This window comes from Methylobacterium sp. J-048 (assembly GCF_022829515.1).
Lineage (GTDB): Bacteria > Pseudomonadota > Alphaproteobacteria > Rhizobiales > Beijerinckiaceae > Methylobacterium.
Window position 1 is genome coordinate 47,607 of sequence record NZ_JAKSYL010000229.1, and the last position, 18,434, is coordinate 66,040.

An 18,434-nucleotide genomic window follows, 5' to 3' on the forward strand; every position below is an offset into this window, starting at 1 on the left:
CATGAGATTTCGCCTGATCGACCTCAAGACCGGCGTGAAGATCGCGCTCATCATGGCGCTGATCCTGGCGATCACCGTCGGCGTCTCGGCGATCTCGCTGCGCAACATCGGGTTGATCGAGGACGCCGAAGAGTGGACGGTCCATACCCACGAGGTGCTGTCCGAGGTCGAGCGGATGCAGGCCGCCATGGTCGACCGGGAGACCGCCCTGCGCGGCTATCTCATCTCGGCCGATCCGCGCTTTCTCGAGCCCGAACAGGCCGGGCGGATGGCCTTCGCAGCATCCTGGGAGGCGGCGCGAAAACTCACCGCCAACAATTCCACGCAGTCGGCGCGTTTCGCCGCGGTGAAGGCTCTGGCCGAACGCTGGAGCACCGAAGTCGCGGATCGCGAACTCGCCTTGATGAAGGATCGTGCCACCCAGGACGAAGCGCGCCGGCTCGAAGGCTCCGGCGCCGGCAAGGCGACGATGGACGCCGTGCGCGCCAAGGCGACCGAGATCGCACAGGTCGAGCGAGATCTGCTGAAGGACAGGAGCGCTGCCTCGGCCACCGCCATCGCATCGTCGCGGGCGGCCAACCTGGTCGGGCTCGGATCGATCGTCGTCACCGCCCTGGTCGGGACGCTGCTTCTGCATAAGGGCATCGGCAAGCCGATCCACAGCATGACCCAGGCCATGACCCGGCTGGCCGCCAGCGACCTCTCGGTCGAGATTCCCGGGATCGGGCGTCGTGACGAGATCGGCGCCATGGCGGGCGCCGTGCAGGTGTTCCGGGACGGGCTCGCCCGCACCAAGGTCCTCGAGGCGGAGGCGGAGCAGGCCCGGATCGGCCAGGAGGCGCAGCGCAAGGCGGCGATGCGCGAGATGGCCGCCAGCTTCGAGGGCGCCGGCGGCGGCGTCATCCGCGCCGTCGCCACGGCCGCCACGAATCTGAAATCCACCGCCGAGACCATGAGCGCCGCAGCGGCCGAGACCGCCAGCCAGTCCACCACGGTGGCGTCGGCGGCCGAGGAGGCGGCCTCGAACGTCAACACCGTGGCGGCGGCGGCCGAGGAACTCGGCGTCTCCGTCAACGAGATCGGCCGCCAGGTGCAGGCCTCGGCCGACCTCGCCGACGCCGCGGTGTTGGAGGCCGGGAAATCCGCGGATCTCGTGCGCAACCTGCGCGATGGCGCCGTCAAGATCGGCGCCGTGGTCGATCTGATCAGCGGCATCGCCGGCCAGACCAACCTGTTGGCGCTCAATGCCACCATCGAGGCCGCCCGGGCCGGCGAGGCGGGCCGCGGCTTCGCGGTCGTGGCGACGGAGGTGAAGGAACTGGCCGGCCAGACCGCGAAGGCCACCGGCGAGATCGCCCGGCAGATCGGCGAGATCCAGTCCTGGACCGGGGAGACGGTGGACGCGATCGGCATCATCGTCGGCCGCATCACCGAGATGAGCGGGCTGTCCACCGGAATCGCGGCGGCGATCGAGGAGCAGGGCTCGGCGACCCAGGAGATCGTCCGGAACGTCGGGCAGGCGGCGACCGGGGCCGGCGAGGTCACGGCCAACATTGCCGGGGTCGCCAGCGCCGCCGAGAGCACCGGGGCCGCCGCCGAGCTGGTGCTCGGCTCGGCCTCGGAACTCTCGGTCCAGGCCGAGCGGCTCGACGTCGAGGTCCACCGCTTCCTCGACACGGTGCGGGCCGCTTGAAGTGCTCGCCGCCGAAGGGGATGCCGGTGCGGCGTCGGCGAGCGCGTAACACCAAGGACAGGCTCTCGGCGACGCTCGGGGCTGCGCGCCGAACCCCGCCAAAGGGCCGCAGGCCCTTTGGGATCCCGGTGTTGGGATCTGTGCGGCGGGCGCGCTAGGTTCTTCTCGGGCGTGTGAGCGCCCGTGATCGTGCGAGGCCGCCGCCATGACGATGTTGCGCCGTGAGGCCCTGATCCTGCTGGGAGCCGGATTTGCCGGTGCCGCCCGTGCCGCCCCGTCCGGCCGGGCCACCGATTTCGCCTTCGAGCACCCGGAGGGCGGCGCGATGCCGCTCTCGGCCTATGCGGGGCGGCCGATCCTCATCGTCAACACCGCCACCGCCTGCGGCTATGCCGGGCAGCTCGCCGGGCTCCAGACCCTGTGGACCCGCTTCGGCGACCGGGGGCTCACGGTGATCGGCGTGCCGTCGCCCGATTTCGGCAACCAGGAGCCGCTCGACGGCCCCGCCATCGCGGAGGCCGCGCGCAAGAATCACGGCGTGACCTTCCCGCTGACCGCCAAGACCCGGGTGAAGATGCCGCGCGCCCATCCGTTCTACCAATGGGCGGCGGCGGAGCGGCCGAGTGAGACGCCGCGCTGGAACTTCCACAAGTACCTGATCGCCCGGGACGGCTCGCTCGCCGCCGCCTTCGCCACCCAGGTCGAGCCCACCGACCCGCGCCTGGTTTCGAGCATCGCCGCCACCCTCGATCAGGCGTGATCGGCGCCCGGGATTAAATCCCCCGGCGCCCGCGTTCACCTCCTATGGCGTCAGACAAGCTCAAGCATCCGGATATCGTCGACCTGCTGGCGCCCCTGAGGCGCTATGCCCGTTCGCTCACCCGCGACGCGCTGCGGGCGGACGATCTGGTGCACGACACCCTGGTCCGCGCCCTGGAGATGCAGGGGTCCCTGCGGCCGAACACCAACCTGCGCACCTGGATGATGACGGTGCTGCACAACGCCTTCATCGACGAGCAGCGCCGCCGTCAGGTCGAGGCGCGTCATGCCGACGCACTGGTGCGGATGAGCGAGGACATGGCGCCCCCCGCCCAGGAGGGCCGGGTGCGCCTCGCCCAGATCCGGCAGGCCTTCCTGACCCTGCCGGAGGAGCAGCGCGCCGCCCTCCACCTCGTGACCCTGGAAGGCATGGCCTATGCCGATGCCGCCGCGGTGCTGGGGATCCCGATCGGCACGCTGATGTCCCGCCTCGGCCGCGGCCGGGCGGCGTTGCGGGCCTTCGAGGACGGCGCCCGGGGCAAGACCGAGGCCGAGCCCGAGGCGAGCCGGCCGGATCCGCGGCGCGGCACCTTCACCGGCTTGCGCCTTGTCGCCTCCGACGAGACGCGGGACCGACCGCCGATGAAACGCGCCGCCGGAGATGCCTGAGGCATCCGCATCGGACCGGCCCGCGCAACGCCGGCACAGAAATGATGACGACCGGCGGAACCGCCCCGGCGGCACGCTGGAATCGAGGACTTCACCGATGATGGATCCGATCACAGACGACGATCTCATCGCTTTCGTCGACGGGCAGATCGACCCGATGCGCCGTCTCGACGTCGAGGCGCATCTGGCCGCCCATCCCGGGGCCGCCGCCCAGGTGATGGCCGACCTGCACGATCGCGACGCGCTCCGGGCCGCCTTCGAGCGCCTGCCCGGGCCGGGACCCGGCCGCACCCTCGTCCTGGCGCGCCGCTTCGACCGCAACCTGCGCTGGAGCCGCGTCGCTTCGCGGCTGAAGCGCGCCGCCGCCATCGCGGTGCTGGTCGGCGCGGGCTGGCTCGCCCATGACGAGATCGGCCGGTTCGGTGTGCCCGACACCCTCGCGGCGACTCCCGACCCCGCCCTGATCGCCGATGCCCGCCAGGCCCGCGCCGTGGCGCAGCTGCGCAAGAACATCGCCAACCAAGGCGACCACCCGGCCTACGACCGGGTCCGCCTCCAGTCGGTCACCGGCATCGACCTGCCGCCGCTCCCGGCCGGCTGGCAGGTGCGCGATATCCAGATCTTCCCCGGCCGCCACGGCACCGGCATCGAGATCGCCTTCGAGGCCGGCCCCCTTGGAGAGGCCTCCCTGTTCGCCACGCGCGGCCTGCGCGGCGGGCCCGCCGCGCTCACCGGCTCGGACGACGGCACCCTCCTCTCCTGGAATGCCGGCGACACCGCCTACGCGCTGAGCGGCCCGCAGGACGATGCGGTGCTGCGCCAGGCCGCGGGGATGCTGGGGGCGGGCGCGGCGACGCGCTGAGGGATTTTCGGGGACGGCCGAACATTCGCCACGTCTCCCAACGACGGCCCTACACAGGTTTGAGGCACAAGCGCTGTTACAGGTCGCTACGCGCACCCTCTTCCGTTCGGGCTACCGGATTCACACTTCGGGCCAGGGCCCTTGGACACAGGATGACGCGCGGGTCCCCTCTCCCGTGCGGGAGAGGGACAGGGTGAGGGGACAGGTTTGTCCGGATAGGGCGCATCCCTCACCCCAACCCTCTCCCGCACGGGAGAGGGGACTTGCGGCTTCTGCGGCCACGGTATGGATGCGGCTACGATCGGAACGTGTGGGCACCCGGCGTTCCGGGCTCGCCTGCGGCGCCCCGGAATAAGGGATCCGGATTTTCAACGCATCCGAGTAGCCCGCACACTTAAAACAGCGGCCCTCGCTGGCACCGCAGTATGCCCTCTGCCATTGCTCCGCCCCTCGACAGGCCGCCCCGGCGGGTGCCAAAGATCGGCCATGCAGGCCACCGATTCAGCGCGACGGGATGAGGGGCTGACCGCCCTGTTCGAGGCCGCGCGGGCAGTGCGCGAGCGGGCGCATGCGCCCTATTCCCGGTTCCGGGTCGGGGCGGCGCTCCGCGACGAGCGGGGCGGGATCCATGCCGGCTGCAACGTCGAGAACGCGGCCTATCCGGTCGGCACCTGCGCGGAGGCCGGGGCGATCGCCGCGATGATCGCGGGCGGCGGCCGGCGTATCGCGGAGATCCTGGTCTGCGGCGACGGCGCGGGCCTGGTGACGCCCTGCGGCGCCTGCCGCCAGCGCATCCGCGAATTCGCCGGGCCGGACACGCCGATCCACGCGGCCGGGCCGGATCGCGTCGCCAAAACCTTCACGTTGGCGGAGCTGCTACCCGAATCGTTCGGGCCGGAGACGCTGGGTGACTGAGGCCGCCGCCCTCGACACGCTGCGGGCTGCGGGCTTCGGCGGCGGCTACGCCTGCGCCCTCGTCACCGGCACCGGGCTCGGTGGGATCGCGGCCGGGCTCGAGGACGCGGGCACGCTGGATTACGCGGCGATCCCGGGTTTCGCGGGGGCCGGCGTCAGCGGCCATGGCGGCCGGCTGCATCGCGGGCGCCTGGCCGGGCGGCCCGTGCTGGTGTTCGAGGGCCGGGCCCATGCCTATGAGCGCGGCGACGCGGCGGCGATGCGGGTGCCGCTCGCCTGCGCGGCCGGCCTCGGCGCCAAGCGCCTGCTCCTCACCAACGCATCCGGGTCGCTGCGGCCGGAGACCGGCCCGGGCAGCCTGGTCCTGCTCGCCGACCACCTCAACCTGTCGGGCCTGAACCCGCTGATCGGCGAGGCCAGCGACGCCCGCTTCGTGCCGATGACGGAAGCCTACGATCCGGACCTGCGCCTCCGCCTCCGGGCGGCGGCCGGGAGCTGCGGGGTTCCGCTGGCGGAAGGCATCTATGCCTGGTTCTCCGGCCCGAGCTTCGAGACCCCCGCCGAGGTCCGGATGGCCGGCATCCTCGGGGCCGATCTGGTCGGCATGTCCACCGTGCCCGAGGTGATCCTGGCCCGCTTCCTCGGCCTGCCGGTGGCGGCCGTGTCGGTGGTGACCAATCTCGCCGCCGGGATCGCCGGGGGCGCCCCCCATCACGCCGAGACCAAGGCGGTGGCGGCCCGGGCCGCGGCGGATCTCGGCCGCCTGGTCCGGACCTTCGTCGCGGGCCTGCCGGACGAGGAGACCGACCATGGATGACCCGGATGCCGGTGCGGTCGCCCGCCGGGCGCTGCCGCTCCTCGATCTCACCGACCTGACCGAGACCTGCACCGAGCCGAAGATCGACGCGCTCTGCCGGGACGCACGCAGCGGCGGCGTCGCGGCAATCTGCGTCTGGCCGCGTTTCGTGACGCAGGGCGCCCGGGCGCTCGAAGGCAGCGGCATCCGGGTCGCCACGGTGATCAATTTTCCCGCCGGCGGCGAGGATTGCGCCCGCGCGCTCGACGACACCGCGGAGGCCCTGCGCGACGGCGCCGACGAGATCGACCTCGTCCTGCCCTATCGCGCGTTCCTGCGCGGCGACGCGGATCTGGCTCGCGACATGGTCGAGGCGGTGCGCGACACGAGCGGGTCCGCTGTCCTCAAGGTGATCCTGGAGACCGGCGAACTCGCCGATCCCGACGCCATCCGGCGCGCCGGCCGGCTGGCGCTGGAGGCGGGGGCCGACTTCCTCAAGACCTCCACGGGCAAGAGCCCGGTCTCGGCGACCCCTGAGGCCGCCGAGGCGATGCTGGCCGAGATCCGGGCGAGCGGTCGCCCTGCGGGCCTCAAGGTGTCGGGCGGCCTGCGCAGCGTCGCTGATGCCGGCGCCTATCTCGCGCTCGCCGACCGGATCATGGGGCCGGACTGGGTGAGCGCGAAAACATTCCGCCTCGGGGCGAGCAGCCTGTTCGGCGCCCTGATGCAGGCGCGGGACTCGTGAACACCATGCGCCTGCCGCAGGAAACCATCCGGGCCAAGCGCGACGGCCTGTCCCTCGACCCGGAGGAGATCGCGGCCTTCGTCCGTGGCCTCACCGACGGCGCGGTCGGGGAGGGGCAGGCGGCGGCCTTCGCCATGGCGGTGTTCTTCCGCGGCCTCGCGCTGCCCGAGCGGGTGGCGCTGACCCGGGCCATGGCGGAATCCGGCGCGGTGCTCGCCTGGGACCTGCCGGGTCCGGTGCTCGACAAGCACTCCACCGGCGGCATCGGCGACACGGTCAGCCTGCCCCTCGCCCCGATGGTGGCGGCCTGCGGCGGCTACGTGCCGATGATCTCCGGCCGCGGCCTCGGCCATACCGGCGGGACCCTCGACAAGCTCGCCAGCATCCCGGGCTACGACGCCACCCCGGGGCTCGACACCTTCCGCCGGGTGGTCGGGCGGGTCGGCTGCGCGATCATCGGCCAGACCGCCGAATTGGCCCCGGCCGACCGGCGGCTCTACGCGATCCGCGACGTGACCGGCACGGTCGAATCCCTCGACCTGATCACCGCCTCGATCCTGTCGAAGAAGCTCGCCGCCGGACTCCAGGGCCTGGTGATGGACGTCAAGCAGGGCTCCGGCGCCTTCATGGCCGGGCTCGACGCGGCGCGGGCGCTGGCCGAGAGCATCGTCACGGTGGCCGAGGGCGCCGGCCTGCGCACCGTCGCGCTGATCACCGACATGGACGCGCCGCTCGCCAGCGCCGCCGGCAACGCCGTCGAGGTGGCGTACGCGATCGATTACCTCACCGGCGCTCGCCGGGAGCCGCGCTTCCACGCCGTCACCCTGGCCCTCGGCGCCGAGATGCTGGTGGCCGGCGGCCTGGCGCCGGACCGGGACGCGGCGTCCGGGCGCCTGGAGGCGGCCCTCGCCTCCGGCCGGGCGGCGGAAAAGTTTTCCGAGATGGTCGCGGCGCTCGGCGGCCCGGGCGATCTTTTGAATGCGCCGGCGCGATACCTCCCCGCCGCGCCCGTGCGGCGGCCGATCCGGCAGGACGGCACGGTGGCGGAGATCGACACCCGGACGATCGGGCTGGCGGTGATCGGGCTCGGCGGCGGCCGGACCCGGCCGGAAGACGCGATCGACCCGCGGGTCGGCTTCACCGACCTCGCGGGTCCCGGGGATGCGTCCGGTCGGCTCGGGATCGTCCACGCGGCCGACGAGGCCGCCGCCGACCGGGCGGAGGCGGCCCTGCGGGCGGCCTACCGGATGGGCGACGCGCCCTCCGGCCGGCCGGCGATCATCGAGCGGTTGGGGGCCGGATAGGATCCGGCCCGGTCGGCCTTACCAGCGGCCGTAGCCGTGATGGTGGTGGCCGAAGCCGCGGTGATGACCCCAGCCGCGATGGTGGCCGCGGCCCCAGCCGTGGTGATGATGGTGGCCCCGGAAGCCCGGGCCGAAGCCGTGGCGCGGACCGAAGCCGTGATGCCGGTGGCCGTACCCGTAGCCGTACTGGACATCCACGATGTCGCCGGCGCCCTGGTGCAGGCCGGTGTCGAGGCCGAGCGGCGCCGCCATCGCGGGGGCGCTGAGGGTGAGCCCCCCGAGCGCCAGGGCGGCGGCCGCCAGGCGTAGGCGTGCGGTCTTGGTGAACATCGGCGTCCTCCTGTGCCTGTCCGGTCGCGGATGCCGCGACCGGCTGTGCCCCAGGTGTGACGCCTTCAAGTTGACGCGGACGTGACTTCGTCCCTCAGGCGCTGTTCAGGCTCGGGCGGCAGCGGAAAAGCCCTGGTTGGGATCCCTCCAGCCACGCCGTCATCGCGAGCACAGCGAAGCGACCCAGGGATCCGCCATGTTCGAGAAGCGCGCGCTGCCCTGGGTGGCTTCGCTGCGCTCGCAATGACGGGGAGGGCGTCACGCGATCGAGTATCGATAAGAGCTGCCCTACGGCCGCCGATACACCCACACCCGCGCCGGCGGCAGGTTCAGCCAGACGCGGTTCGAGCGGTCGGCGGTGTAGCTGCCGGCCTCGCAGCGGGCCGGGATCGGCGGCACCACCGCGTAGGTGAACTGCACGAACGGCGCACCCGGCTGCATCAGGTCGTGGGCGGCGTTGAGCAGGTCGAGGCGCTGCTCCAGCGGCTTGGTGAACAGCGGCAGGCTCGAGATCGTCGCGGCGGCGGGCTGGGTCAGCGCCGTCTTGAGGGTCGCGCGCATGTCATAGGCATCGCCCCGGATCACCGTGACCCCGGGGAAGCGGCGGGTCAGCAACCGGCAGAAATCGGGGTTGAACTCCACCAGGATCAGCCGCGACGGCGCGATGCCCCGGCGGATCAGCGCCTCCGTCACCGGGCCGGTGCCGGGGCCGAGCTCGACCACCGGGCCTTCGCGGCGCGGATCGACGTAGGACGCCATGGTCCGGGCCAGCATCTTGCCGGACGGCGTCACCGCGCCGGTGACGAGCGGCCGCTCGAACCAGGAGCGCAGGAACCGAGCCTCGTCCTCCAGGGGGTCGCGCCGCGGCCCAAGACTGTCACCCCTGGCGGCAGGGGCCTTCGCGCTGGGACGGCGGAGCGGCGGCAAGTCCTGGATTCCTCGAAGCCGATGGGAATGGAAGGCTAAGGCGACGCGCCGTCTTACAGTCAAGCCGGTCCGGCGCCTAGGGTAAGCATGCCACGCTCGCCGGATGCATAACGGGCGTGCACCGGTTCGGATCCGGCCGGCTTCACGGCCGGACGGCGCTGCCGAAGAAGTCCCGCACCTTGGCGAAGAAGCCCGCCGATTCCGGGTGGTTCTCGGGCGAGGCCGATTGGTCGAACTCCTGGAGCAGCTCGCGCTGGCGCTTGGTCAGGTTCTGCGGCGTCTCGACGAAGACCTGGATGTAGAGGTCGCCGACCTCGCGCGAGCGGAGCACCGGCATGCCCTTGCCCTTGATCCGGAACTGCTTGGCGGTCTGCGTCCCGGCCGGGATCCGCACCTGGGTCTGCGAGCCGTCGATCACCGGCACGGTGATCTCGCCCGCCAGCGCGGCCGTGACCATCGAGATCGGCACCCGGCAGAACAGGTCGGCGCCGTCGCGCTGGAAGAACTCGTGCTGCTTGATCGACAGGAACACGTAGAGGTCCCCCGGCGGGCCGCCGCGCAGGCCGCTCTCGCCCTCGCCGGCAAGCCGGATGCGCAGGCCGTCATCGACGCCGGCGGGCACGTTGATCGAGAGCGTACGCTCGCGGTTGACCCGGCCGGCGCCCTGGCAGGTGGCGCAGGGATCGTCGACGATCTCGCCGCGGCCGTGGCAGTTCGGGCAGGTGCGCTCGATGGCGAAGAACCCCTGCGCGGCCCGCACCCGGCCGTAGCCGGCGCAGGTCGGGCAGGCGCGGGGCTTCGAGCCGGGCTTGGCGCCCGAGCCGTCGCAGGCCTCGCAGGTCACCGAGCTCGGGATCCGGATGGTCTCGGCCTTGCCGATGAAGGCTTCTTCCAGCGTGATTTCAAGGTTGTAGCGCAGGTCGGATCCGCGCTCGCGGCCCGGCGCGCCGCCGCGCCCGCGCTGGGCACCGCCCCCGCGGCCGTCGCCGAAGAAATTGTCGAAGATGTCCGACATGAAGTCGCCGAACTCGTTGCCGAATCCGGGGCCGCCCGCGCCCTGGCTGAAGGCGGCATGGCCGAACTTGTCGTAGGCCGCGCGCTTCTGGCCGTCCGAGAGGCACTGATAGGCCTCGTTCAATTCCTTGAACTTGATCTCGGCTTCCTTGTCGCCGGGATTGCGGTCGGGATGATAGGTCATCGCGAGCTTGCGGAACGCGACCTTCAATTCGCTTTCCGTGGAGGTCTTGGCGACCCCCAGGATCTCGTAATAGTCCCGCTTCGACATCCCACCCAGTCTCCGGACAATCAGAAGGCGCTGTGGACCCTGGGCCCGCCCCTCAGGTCCGCTTCAGCGGATCCATCGGGGCGCAGGCTCGATCGGGGTGAGCGGGTCGATGCACCGTCGCGATCATGACGATCCCGCCGATCTAGCATGAGCCGGGCGGTCCGAGGCTGAAGTCGGACGATATCCGGTTCCTGCGGCACCCGCGCCACAGCGCGTCTCAAGCAGAGGCGGGGCCGGATCACTCCGGCCCCGCCCAGTCCTGTCGAAACGACGCCTCAGGCGCGCTTCTTCTGGTCCTTGTCGTCGACCTCCTGGAAGTCGGCGTCGATGACGTCGTCCTTCTTCTCGGAGGCACCCGCCTCAGCACCGGCCTCGGGGCCGGCGCCCTGGTTGGCGCTGTACATCGCCTCGCCGAGCTTCATCGAGGCCTGCATCAGGTCCGTGGTGCGAGCCTTGATGGTCTCGACGTCCTCGCCCTCGAGCGCGGTCTTGAGCGCGGTCATCGCGGTCTCGATCGCACCCTTGTCGGCCGCCGGGACCTTGTCGCCGTACTCGGTCACCGACTTCTCGGTGGCGTGGATCAGGCTCTCGCCCTGGTTCTTCACCTCGACCAGCTCGCGGCGCTTCTTGTCCGCCTCGGCATTGGCCTCGGCGTCCTTCACCATCCGGTCGATATCGGCGTCCGAGAGGCCGCCCGAAGCCTGGATGCGGATCTGGTGCTCCTTGTTCGTCGCCTTGTCCTTGGCCGTCACGTTGACGATGCCGTTGGCGTCGATGTCGAAGGTCACCTCGATCTGCGGCATGCCGCGGGGCGCCGGCGGGATGCCTACGAGGTCGAACTGGCCGAGCAGCTTGTTGTCGGCCGCCATCTCGCGCTCGCCCTGGAAGACCCGGATCGTGACGGCGTTCTGGTTGTCCTCCGCCGTCGAGAAGGTCTGGGACTTCTTGGTCGGGATCGTGGTGTTGCGGTCGATGAGCCGGGTGAACACGCCGCCCAGGGTCTCGATGCCCAGCGACAGCGGGGTCACGTCGAGCAGCAGCACGTCCTTGACGTCGCCCTGGAGCACGCCCGCCTGCACGGCGGCGCCGATCGCGACGACCTCATCGGGGTTGACGCCCTTGTGCGGCTCCTTGCCGAAGAAGGACTTCACCACCTCCTGGATCTTGGGCATCCGGATCATGCCGCCGACCAGCACCACCTCGTCGATCTCGGAGGCCGAGACGCCGGCATCCTTGAGCGCCTTGCGGCAGGGCTCGATCGTGCGCTGCACCAGATCGTCCACCAGCGACTCGAACTTCGCCCGGCTGAGCTTCAGCGCGAGGTGCTTCGGGCCGGTCTGGTCGGCGGTGATGTAGGGCAGGTTGATCTCGGTCTGGGTGGCCGAGGACAGCTCGATCTTCGCCTTCTCGGCGGCCTCCTTGAGGCGCTGGAGGGCGAGCTTGTCCTTGGTCAGGTCGATGCCCTGCTCCTTCTTGAACTCGGCGGTCAGGTACTCGACCACGCGGTTGTCGAAGTCCTCGCCGCCCAGGAAGGTGTCGCCGTTGGTCGACTTCACCTCGAACACGCCGTCGCCGATCTCGAGGATCGAGACGTCGAAGGTGCCGCCGCCGAGGTCGTAGACCGCGATGGTGCCGGCCTTCTTTTTGTCGAGGCCGTAGGCGAGGGCGGCCGCGGTCGGCTCGTTGATGATGCGCAGCACCTCGAGGCCCGCGATCTTGCCGGCATCCTTGGTCGCCTGACGCTGGGCGTCGTTGAAGTAGGCCGGGACCGTGATGACCGCCTGCGTGACCGGCTGGCCGAGATGCGACTCCGCGGTCTCCTTCATCTTCTGCAGCGTGAAGGCGGAGATCTGCGAAGGCGAGTATTTCTTGCCGTCGGCCTCGACCCAGGCGTCGCCGTTGTCGCCGCGGACGATCGTGTAGGGGACGAGGCCCTTGTCCTTCTGGGTCATCGGGTCGTCGTAGGTGCGCCCGACGAGCCGCTTGATGGCGAAGAACGTGCGCTCGGGGTTCGTCACCGCCTGGCGCTTGGCCGGCTGGCCGACGAGCCGCTCGCCGTCATCCGTGAAGGCGACGATCGACGGCGTGGTGCGGGCGCCTTCCGCATTCTCGATGACCCGGGGCTGCGTGCCTTCCATGACGGCCACGCAGGAATTGGTGGTGCCCAGATCGATACCGATAACTTTACCCATGGTGGGATCCCTCTTTTCGTCGCGTTCAAGCAGACCGCCGAGCCCCGAAGCAGCTCGGCCCATGGCGGATTGAGTGTGATGTGAGTATGGGACCCGGGCCGGATCAAGGGCCGTGAACGGCTGAAATCCAGCGCATAATCCCGCGTCGAGGGCGATATAAGAACCCCCGGACGGGCTCGCAAGGCGAAGCCGGCGCGTTGGCCCCAGCCATCGGCCTTTTTGCCAAGCCTTTGTTTTGTCGAAAAAATCCCATCGCGGGGCCGCGTTTGGCCGGATGGCGTCGCTGCATTTTGTTGCGCCGCTGCCACGTCCAGGCCATCGATGGCGTGTTAACGCTTCGACAAGGGGTTGAGCGTGGCCCCGCCACCTCGTCTTCCCCGTCAGAGCCCGATGCCACGGACCCGCAGCCTCCTGCTCCCCCTTCTGGCAGCCGCCCTCGCGGTTCCCACGGTGCTCGCCGCCCCGCCGGCGCAGGCCCAGAATTTCTTCGAGCGCCTGTTCGGCATCAAGCCCGAACGGCCGCCGGTGCCGCCCCGCGGCGTGCCCGAGGCGCCCCCCGCCGCCCCGGCCCCCGGCGAGCCGGGCCCGGCCCCGGGTCCCGAGGCGCCCCGGCCGGCGCCGGTCCCGGCCCGCCCGGTGGTGCTGAAGGTCCCGTCCGAGGACGCGGTGATCGGGCAGGACCTGCAGCTCAACGGGACGTCCGGCACGCTGAAGCTGGAACGGGCCGGCACGGCCGTGACGGCGCGGATCAAGCTGCCGGGCACCAAGATCTCGCAGCCGGCGGAATCCTGCACGGTGCCGCTCGCGAACGGCAATCCCATCACCCTGTCCGCCGAGGGCAAGCCCGAGGGCGCGCCGCGCTTCGAGGCCGCTGGGGCCGAATGCCCGCTGCGCTTCGACGTGGTCGAGGGCGGCATCCTGGTCTCGTCGCTGGGCCAGGGGCCGGTCTGCACCTTCTCGAACGCCGATTGCGCCACCACCCCCGTGGGTCTCTGGGGGCCGGCCGGCGCGACGCTGATCCCCCGGGCCGGGGAGTTCGACACCGCCCGGGGCGTCGCCGACAAGGCGGTGCGCGACAATTACAAGCTCATGACCCAGCGCGCCCGGCGCGAGGACGTGCGGCCGATCGTGAGCGAGCAGGCGGCGTTCTCGGCCGACCGGGAGCAGCTCTGCCGCGGCTACGCCCGCGAGGGCACCCACGGCTTCTGCCACCTGCGGGTCACCGAGAACCGGGCTCTTGCGCTCGCCACCCGGCTCGGCGCCAACACGGCCGTGCCGACCGCGGCGGCCGCCCCGCGCCGGTCCAGGCCGCGGCCCGCCGCGGAACCCGCCGTGGACGGGGTGAACCCGGACGCGGCCGGCGAGATGCCGCCGGAATAGCGGTCGGCGTTCAGGCCCGCCCGGCGGTCATCGACAGCATGGCCGGATCGATACCGTTGGTCCGCAGGGCCAACTCGTACTTGGCCTCGAGGTCGGTGTCGAAGATCAGCGCCGGGTCGGCCGGGCAGTTGAGCCAGCCGTTCGCCATGATCTCGCTCTCGAGCTGCCCCGCCTGCCAGCCGGCATAGCCGAGCGCCAGCACGGCGCTCGCCGGCCCCTCGCCGCTGGCGATGGCGCGCAGGATCTCGACGGTCGCGGTCAGGCAGATGCCGTCGTCGATGATCAGCGTCGATTGCTGGATGTGGAAATCGTCGGTGTGCAGCACGAAGCCGCGCCGCCCCTCAACGGGGCCGCCCATCAGCACCGGCATGTGCCCGACCCGCTCGCGCAGCCGGATCGCGTCCGCCTCCGGGCAGACATCGAGCTGGACCAGCAGATCCGGCATGCTGATGTCGGTGGCCGCCTTGTTGACGATGATGCCCATCGCGCCGTCCGCCGAGTGCGCGCAGACGTAGATCACCGAGCGGGCGAAGCGCTCGTCGGCCATCCCGGGCATCGCCACGAGGAACTGACCGTCGAGGAAGCTCGGGCCGGTGAGCGCGGACTGCACGGGCGACGCTGGGTTCGACATGCGCGTATGCTACGCGGCCCCCTCGCCTTGTCCAGCGGACAAAGCGCGCGGCCCACCGCCTGGACCGGCCCTGGAGGCGCTGTCGAATCTGCGGGCGGATCGCTATATTTCTCTGCCCTCGGGCATTGGACGCGCGCAGGCCCGATCCGGCCATGATAGGACGCGCCTATGGCGGACGCTGCATCCCCGGTTGCCTTCGACATCGAGGCGCAGCGCGCTCAGATCCGGCGGGCGCAGGAGGAGACGAACACGTTCGTCGCCGAGCAGCGCAAGCTCATGGCCGAAGCGGCCAAGCTGGCCGCGGAGCAGCTCAAGATGTCGGCCGAGGCGGCCAAGCTCAGCCGCGACCGCGTCCTGGCGCCCTGGCAGGTCGCGCTCTCGGGCATGGCCGCGGGCGCGGCTTTCTTCGGCGCCGGCGCCGCCTTCATCACGCTCCTGGGGGCGTGACGTCGACGTCGAGCCGGCCTCACTCCAGGCGCAACAGCTCAAGGCCCCGTCGACGCGATAACCCGGCAGATTACCGGCGTCAGACCGCCCGACTGGCGAACCGGAAGGCACCGAAGCCGACGATCAATGCACCGACCGGGAATGCAGCCACGGCTGCAAGCTGGAGCAGGGTCATTGGATTCTCCGGAGCAGGTAGCTTGCCCCGAGATGTGGGCCGAAGCTGGCGAAGAGGCGAAGAATCAGCGTCACGAAGAATGCCCCGATCTCCAGATCGCTCACCGTGTCAAAATGGTTCTGCGCGATCGGCGCCAGGCCACCGACGTCGTGCATGTCCGGAGGTTGCGTCCTCGACAGGCGCGGGCCGCCACGCTAGGTCAGCCGCGATTGTTCAGCGCGCGATCCTCGAAGCGTGCGTCACAGAAGGGACCCGCGATGATCCAGGTCGGCGACCACCTGCCCCAGGCGACCTTCCGGGTGACCGGCCCCGAGGGCCCGATCGCCCGTACCACCGACGACGTGTTCAAGGGGCGCCGCGTGGTGCTGATCGGCGTACCCGGCGCCTTCACGCCGAGCTGCCACCGCAACCACCTGCCCGGCTTCGTCACCAAGAAGGACGAGATCCTGGCCCGCGGCGTCGACGCCATCGCGGTCACCAGCGTCAACGACGTGTTCGTGCTCGACGCGTGGTCGAAGGCCAGCGGCGCCGAGGGCATCGAGTTCCTGGCCGACGGCAATGCCGATTTCGCCAAGGCCATCGGCCTGGAGATGGACGGCACCGGCTTCGGCCTCGGCATGCGCTCCAAGCGCTACTCGATGCTGGTCGAGGACGGCGTGGTGAGGATCTTGAACGTCGAGGAGACCCCGTCGAAGGCCGAGGCGTCCGGCGCCGAGGCGTTGCTCAAGGTCCTCTGAGGCCATCGGGGCTTCGCGCCCCGAACCTCGCCGAAGGGCCTCGGACCTTCGGGATCCCATGACCTGCCTGCGCTAACCGCGATGAGTTCCGGCCAGGTCGATGTCGTCCAGGGCGTCGTGGTGCAGGAGCAGCACGCCGGTCGCCGCCGCCAGGCGGCGGGCCGCCGGGGTGAAGCCGGCATTCGACACCACCGCGGCCTGGTCGCCCGCCCAGTAGCGCAGGGCGGCCGCCGCCTCCTGCACGGCGGCGTTGCCCACGGGCTTCGCCAGCCGCTTGCACTGCACGATCAGGCGCAGGCCGTCGCGCACCGCCACGATATCGGCGCCCTGGTCGCCGCTCGGCGGGGTCCGGTGCGCCCGCCAGCCCGCCCGGGCCAGGCGCTCGGCGCAGTAGCGCTCGTAATCGATGCCGTCGCCCGGCGCCTCGTCCTCCTCGGGCAGCGCGACGGCGGCGGCCTCCGCCTCGACGATCGCCAGCATCCGGTCGCGGTCCGACTCGGCCAGATCGGCGAAGCGTGGCCCGATCTGCGGCAGCACGGTGCGGTCGAGGAAGTAGGCCCGCTCCCGCAGCCAGCCGTCCTCGATCCGGTTGCCGTAGGCGTCGGAAAAACTTTCCTGCCGCCGCCGCAACGCCAGGGTCTCGCCGTGGGCCCGGGCGATCCGGCGCACCCGCCTCCGGAACCGCCGGGGCCGCCCGAGATGGCGCCCGAGAACCAGCACCAGGGCGAACCCGGTGGCCGCGAAGGCCGGCGGTCCGTACCAGAGCCCGAGCGGGCAGCCGATCACGGCCGTCCAGAACAGGCGGGCGACGGGGTTGGGCTTGCCGGGCATCGGATCTCGGGTCGCTTGTGAGCCCCTCGACCCTCGCAAGCGCCCCTTGCCCGATGCTGAATCCCGCTCGGAAAGCTGTGGACGCGCGCCAGCCCGGCCTAACCCTTCTGGCCCTTCCGGCGCTGGTGGCCGAGCCCCATGCTCTTGGCGAGGCTCGAGCGGGCCGCGGCGTAGTTCGGCGCCACCATCGGGTAGTCGGCGGCGAGCCCCCACTTCTCCCGGTAGGCCTCCGGGGTCAGGTCGTAGTGGGTGCGCAGGTGCCGCTTGAGCGACTTGAACTTCTTCCCGTCTTCCAGGCAGACGATGAAGTCGGGCTGGATCGAGCGTCGCACCGAGACCGCCGGCCGAAGCTCCTCCACCGGCGGGGCGGGCGGCTGGCTCAGCCCGTGCAGGGTGGCGTGGACCGCGGCGATCAGCCCGGGCAGTTCCGGCACCGGCACCGGGTTGTTGCTCACGAAGGCCGACACGATGTCGACGGACAGCGTGAGATAATCCAGGTCCTCTCCGACCGTGGCGTCCATTCCGAAACCTCCCGTCCGTTTCTCTCGGCCGCCTTCATTCGGGGCGGGCGGCCGGAATCTGTGTCTGTTGAGCCCGATACAGGGCCTATAATGGCGCCGGTACTATGATGTGATCAATTTAAGGGCAAGACCAATTTATAACTGACCACAATAACCCGCATGATGGCGACCTGCATTGTCGTATACTACACAAAGCCGGGTTGTTCCGAATCTGCTCTGGTGTGGCCGGTGCCGAGGCTGCCGCGGCATCGACGCATCCGGGCGTTGCACGCGCGGGAGATTGTGCCATCTGGTAGAACTCGGGACGCGCGTGACAGCGCATGCGGGCGCGCCGCCGCGCACCGTATCCAGAGCGCGTCACCCGGGCGAAGGGCACCAGCATGCGCGCGCGCAGAACCAGGCCGTCGGCGCCGTGAGCACCTACCGCTTCGACAAGCTCCTGGCACCGCGCTCGGTCGCGCTGGTCGGGGCCGTGGCGCGCGAGGGCTCCCTCGGGCGCAGCGTGCTCGACAGCCTGCGCCGGGCGGGGTTTCCCGGCGCGATCCTGCCGGTCCAGCCCGATCACGACACCGTGGACGGGTTGCCCTGCGTGCCGCGGGTGGCCGACCTCACGATCGTGCCGGACCTCGTGCTGATCGCGGTCCCGCCCCCGAGCGTGCCCGAGGTGGTCGCCCAGGCCGCCGCGATCGGCGCCGGGGCCGCCGTGATCCTCACCGCCCGGCTGGGCCGCGGCCCGGACGATCCCGGTCCGGTCGCGCATCGGATCGCCCGGGCGCAGGGGCTGCGCCTGCTCGGCCCCGACAGCGCCGGCCTGGCGGTGCCCGCCGCCAAGCTCGACGCCAGCCTGTTCGCTCACGCCCCGGCGGCCGGGGATCTGGCGCTGGTCTCGCAATCCGGCACGGTGGCGGCGGCCATCGTCGAATGGGCCGCCCGGCACGGGACGGGGTTCTCCGCGGTGCTGTCGCTCGGCAGCGTGCTCGATATCGGCGTCGCCGATTGCCTGGACTACTTCGCCGCCGACCATCGCACCCGGGCGATCCTGCTGTGCCTCGACCGGGTCGCCGATGCCCGCCGGTTCATGTCGGCGGCCCGGGCCGCGGCCCGCGCCAAGCCCGTGGTGGTGCTCCGCGCCGGCCGGCACCGGCCCGACACCCGGGCCGCCGTGACCCATACCGGCGCGCTCGCCCGCCCCGACGCGGTCTATGCCGCGGCCTTCCGGCGGGCCGGCCTGCTCG

20 protein-coding genes are annotated in these 18,434 nt (G+C 71.2%); 12 read left to right on the plus strand and 8 right to left on the minus strand.

All coding sequences use genetic code 11. The features are described 5' to 3' along the window. Nucleotide 1 precedes the first annotated feature (1 nt). The 8 genes from MKL09_RS23170 to deoA all read left to right on the plus strand — a co-directional run bounded on the left by MKL09_RS23170 (nt 2) and on the right by deoA (nt 7,743). Nucleotides 2-1,693 (plus strand): methyl-accepting chemotaxis protein, encoded by a 1,692-nt coding sequence (locus MKL09_RS23170; RefSeq protein WP_244024108.1) that lies wholly within the window; start codon nt 2-4, stop codon nt 1,691-1,693. Nucleotides 1,694-1,898: 205 nt separating this feature from the next. Next, nucleotides 1,899-2,453: a glutathione peroxidase gene (locus MKL09_RS23175; RefSeq protein WP_244024110.1), complete on the plus strand. Its 555-nt coding sequence runs from the start codon at nt 1,899-1,901 to the stop codon at nt 2,451-2,453. Nucleotides 2,454-2,497: 44 nt separating this feature from the next. Continuing rightward, nucleotides 2,498-3,121 (plus strand): sigma-70 family RNA polymerase sigma factor, encoded by a 624-nt coding sequence (locus MKL09_RS23180; protein ID WP_244024112.1) that lies wholly within the window; start codon nt 2,498-2,500, stop codon nt 3,119-3,121. Between the two features lie 97 nt (nt 3,122-3,218). After that, nucleotides 3,219-3,983 carry an anti-sigma factor family protein gene (locus tag MKL09_RS23185; RefSeq protein ID WP_244024114.1) on the plus strand — a complete coding sequence of 255 codons (765 nt, stop codon included), beginning with the start codon at nt 3,219-3,221 and terminating at the stop codon, nt 3,981-3,983. Between the two features lie 486 nt (nt 3,984-4,469). After that, nucleotides 4,470-4,898, plus strand: coding sequence for a cytidine deaminase (locus tag MKL09_RS23190; RefSeq protein WP_244024116.1), 429 nt, complete (start codon nt 4,470-4,472; stop codon nt 4,896-4,898). After that, nucleotides 4,891-5,715: a purine-nucleoside phosphorylase gene (locus MKL09_RS23195; protein WP_244024118.1), complete on the plus strand. Its 825-nt coding sequence runs from the start codon at nt 4,891-4,893 to the stop codon at nt 5,713-5,715. The genes MKL09_RS23190 and MKL09_RS23195 overlap by 8 nt, the downstream gene beginning before the upstream one ends. Further along, on the plus strand, nt 5,708-6,439 hold the full coding sequence (gene deoC / locus MKL09_RS23200; protein WP_244024120.1) for a deoxyribose-phosphate aldolase: 732 nt from the start codon (nt 5,708-5,710) through the stop codon (nt 6,437-6,439). The genes MKL09_RS23195 and deoC overlap by 8 nt, the downstream gene beginning before the upstream one ends. Nucleotides 6,440-6,444: 5 nt before the next feature. Then, complete coding sequence (deoA, locus tag MKL09_RS23205) at nt 6,445-7,743, plus strand: thymidine phosphorylase (protein ID WP_244024148.1); 1,299 nt, start codon at nt 6,445-6,447, stop codon at nt 7,741-7,743. An 18-nt stretch (nt 7,744-7,761) separates the two neighbouring features. On the opposite strand, the gene MKL09_RS23210 is transcribed toward deoA, so the two are convergent. From MKL09_RS23210 to dnaK, 4 genes are all read right to left on the minus strand, one after another. Then, nucleotides 7,762-8,073, minus strand: coding sequence for a hypothetical protein (locus MKL09_RS23210; protein WP_244024122.1), 312 nt, complete (start codon nt 8,071-8,073; stop codon nt 7,762-7,764). Nucleotides 8,074-8,361: 288 nt separating this feature from the next. Then, nucleotides 8,362-9,000 (minus strand): class I SAM-dependent methyltransferase, encoded by a 639-nt coding sequence (locus tag MKL09_RS23215; protein ID WP_243969976.1) that lies wholly within the window; start codon nt 8,998-9,000, stop codon nt 8,362-8,364. A 142-nt stretch (nt 9,001-9,142) separates the two neighbouring features. Beyond that, a complete protein-coding gene (dnaJ, locus tag MKL09_RS23220) occupies nt 9,143-10,285 on the minus strand; it encodes a molecular chaperone DnaJ (protein WP_244024124.1) in 1,143 nt (380 codons plus the stop codon). A gap of 275 nt (nt 10,286-10,560) precedes the next feature. Beyond that, nucleotides 10,561-12,477, minus strand: coding sequence for a molecular chaperone DnaK (gene dnaK / locus MKL09_RS23225; protein WP_244024126.1), 1,917 nt, complete (start codon nt 12,475-12,477; stop codon nt 10,561-10,563). Between the two features lie 390 nt (nt 12,478-12,867). On the opposite strand from dnaK, the gene MKL09_RS23230 reads away from it, so the two are divergent. Continuing rightward, a complete protein-coding gene (locus tag MKL09_RS23230) occupies nt 12,868-13,857 on the plus strand; it encodes a hypothetical protein (protein ID WP_244024127.1) in 990 nt (329 codons plus the stop codon). Between the two features lie 10 nt (nt 13,858-13,867). Here the strand turns inward: MKL09_RS23230 and MKL09_RS23235 are convergent, their stop codons facing one another. Then, nucleotides 13,868-14,488, minus strand: a complete 621-nt coding sequence (locus tag MKL09_RS23235) for a YqgE/AlgH family protein (RefSeq protein WP_244024129.1) — start codon at nt 14,486-14,488, stop codon at nt 13,868-13,870. Between the two features lie 168 nt (nt 14,489-14,656). On the opposite strand from MKL09_RS23235, the gene MKL09_RS23240 reads away from it, so the two are divergent. Beyond that, nucleotides 14,657-14,935, plus strand: a complete 279-nt coding sequence (locus MKL09_RS23240) for a hypothetical protein (protein ID WP_244024131.1) — start codon at nt 14,657-14,659, stop codon at nt 14,933-14,935. Nucleotides 14,936-15,106: 171 nt separating this feature from the next. Here MKL09_RS23240 and MKL09_RS23245 read toward each other — a convergent pair whose 3' ends face one another. After that, complete coding sequence (locus MKL09_RS23245) at nt 15,107-15,265, minus strand: hypothetical protein (RefSeq protein ID WP_244024133.1); 159 nt, start codon at nt 15,263-15,265, stop codon at nt 15,107-15,109. Between the two features lie 102 nt (nt 15,266-15,367). Here MKL09_RS23245 and MKL09_RS23250 point away from each other — a divergent pair, with 102 nt between their 5' ends. Continuing rightward, on the plus strand, nt 15,368-15,847 hold the full coding sequence (locus tag MKL09_RS23250) for a peroxiredoxin (RefSeq protein ID WP_244024135.1): 480 nt from the start codon (nt 15,368-15,370) through the stop codon (nt 15,845-15,847). A gap of 72 nt (nt 15,848-15,919) precedes the next feature. Here MKL09_RS23250 and MKL09_RS23255 read toward each other — a convergent pair whose 3' ends face one another. Both MKL09_RS23255 and MKL09_RS23260 read right to left on the minus strand, forming a co-directional pair. Further along, nucleotides 15,920-16,678 carry a restriction endonuclease gene (locus MKL09_RS23255; protein WP_244024137.1) on the minus strand — a complete coding sequence of 253 codons (759 nt, stop codon included), beginning with the start codon at nt 16,676-16,678 and terminating at the stop codon, nt 15,920-15,922. A gap of 98 nt (nt 16,679-16,776) precedes the next feature. Continuing rightward, on the minus strand, nt 16,777-17,199 hold the full coding sequence (locus MKL09_RS23260) for a MucR family transcriptional regulator (protein WP_244024139.1): 423 nt from the start codon (nt 17,197-17,199) through the stop codon (nt 16,777-16,779). A gap of 412 nt (nt 17,200-17,611) precedes the next feature. Here MKL09_RS23260 and MKL09_RS23265 point away from each other — a divergent pair. After that, on the plus strand, nt 17,612-18,434 hold an 823-nt coding region (locus MKL09_RS23265), incomplete at its 3' end, for a CoA-binding protein (protein ID WP_244024141.1).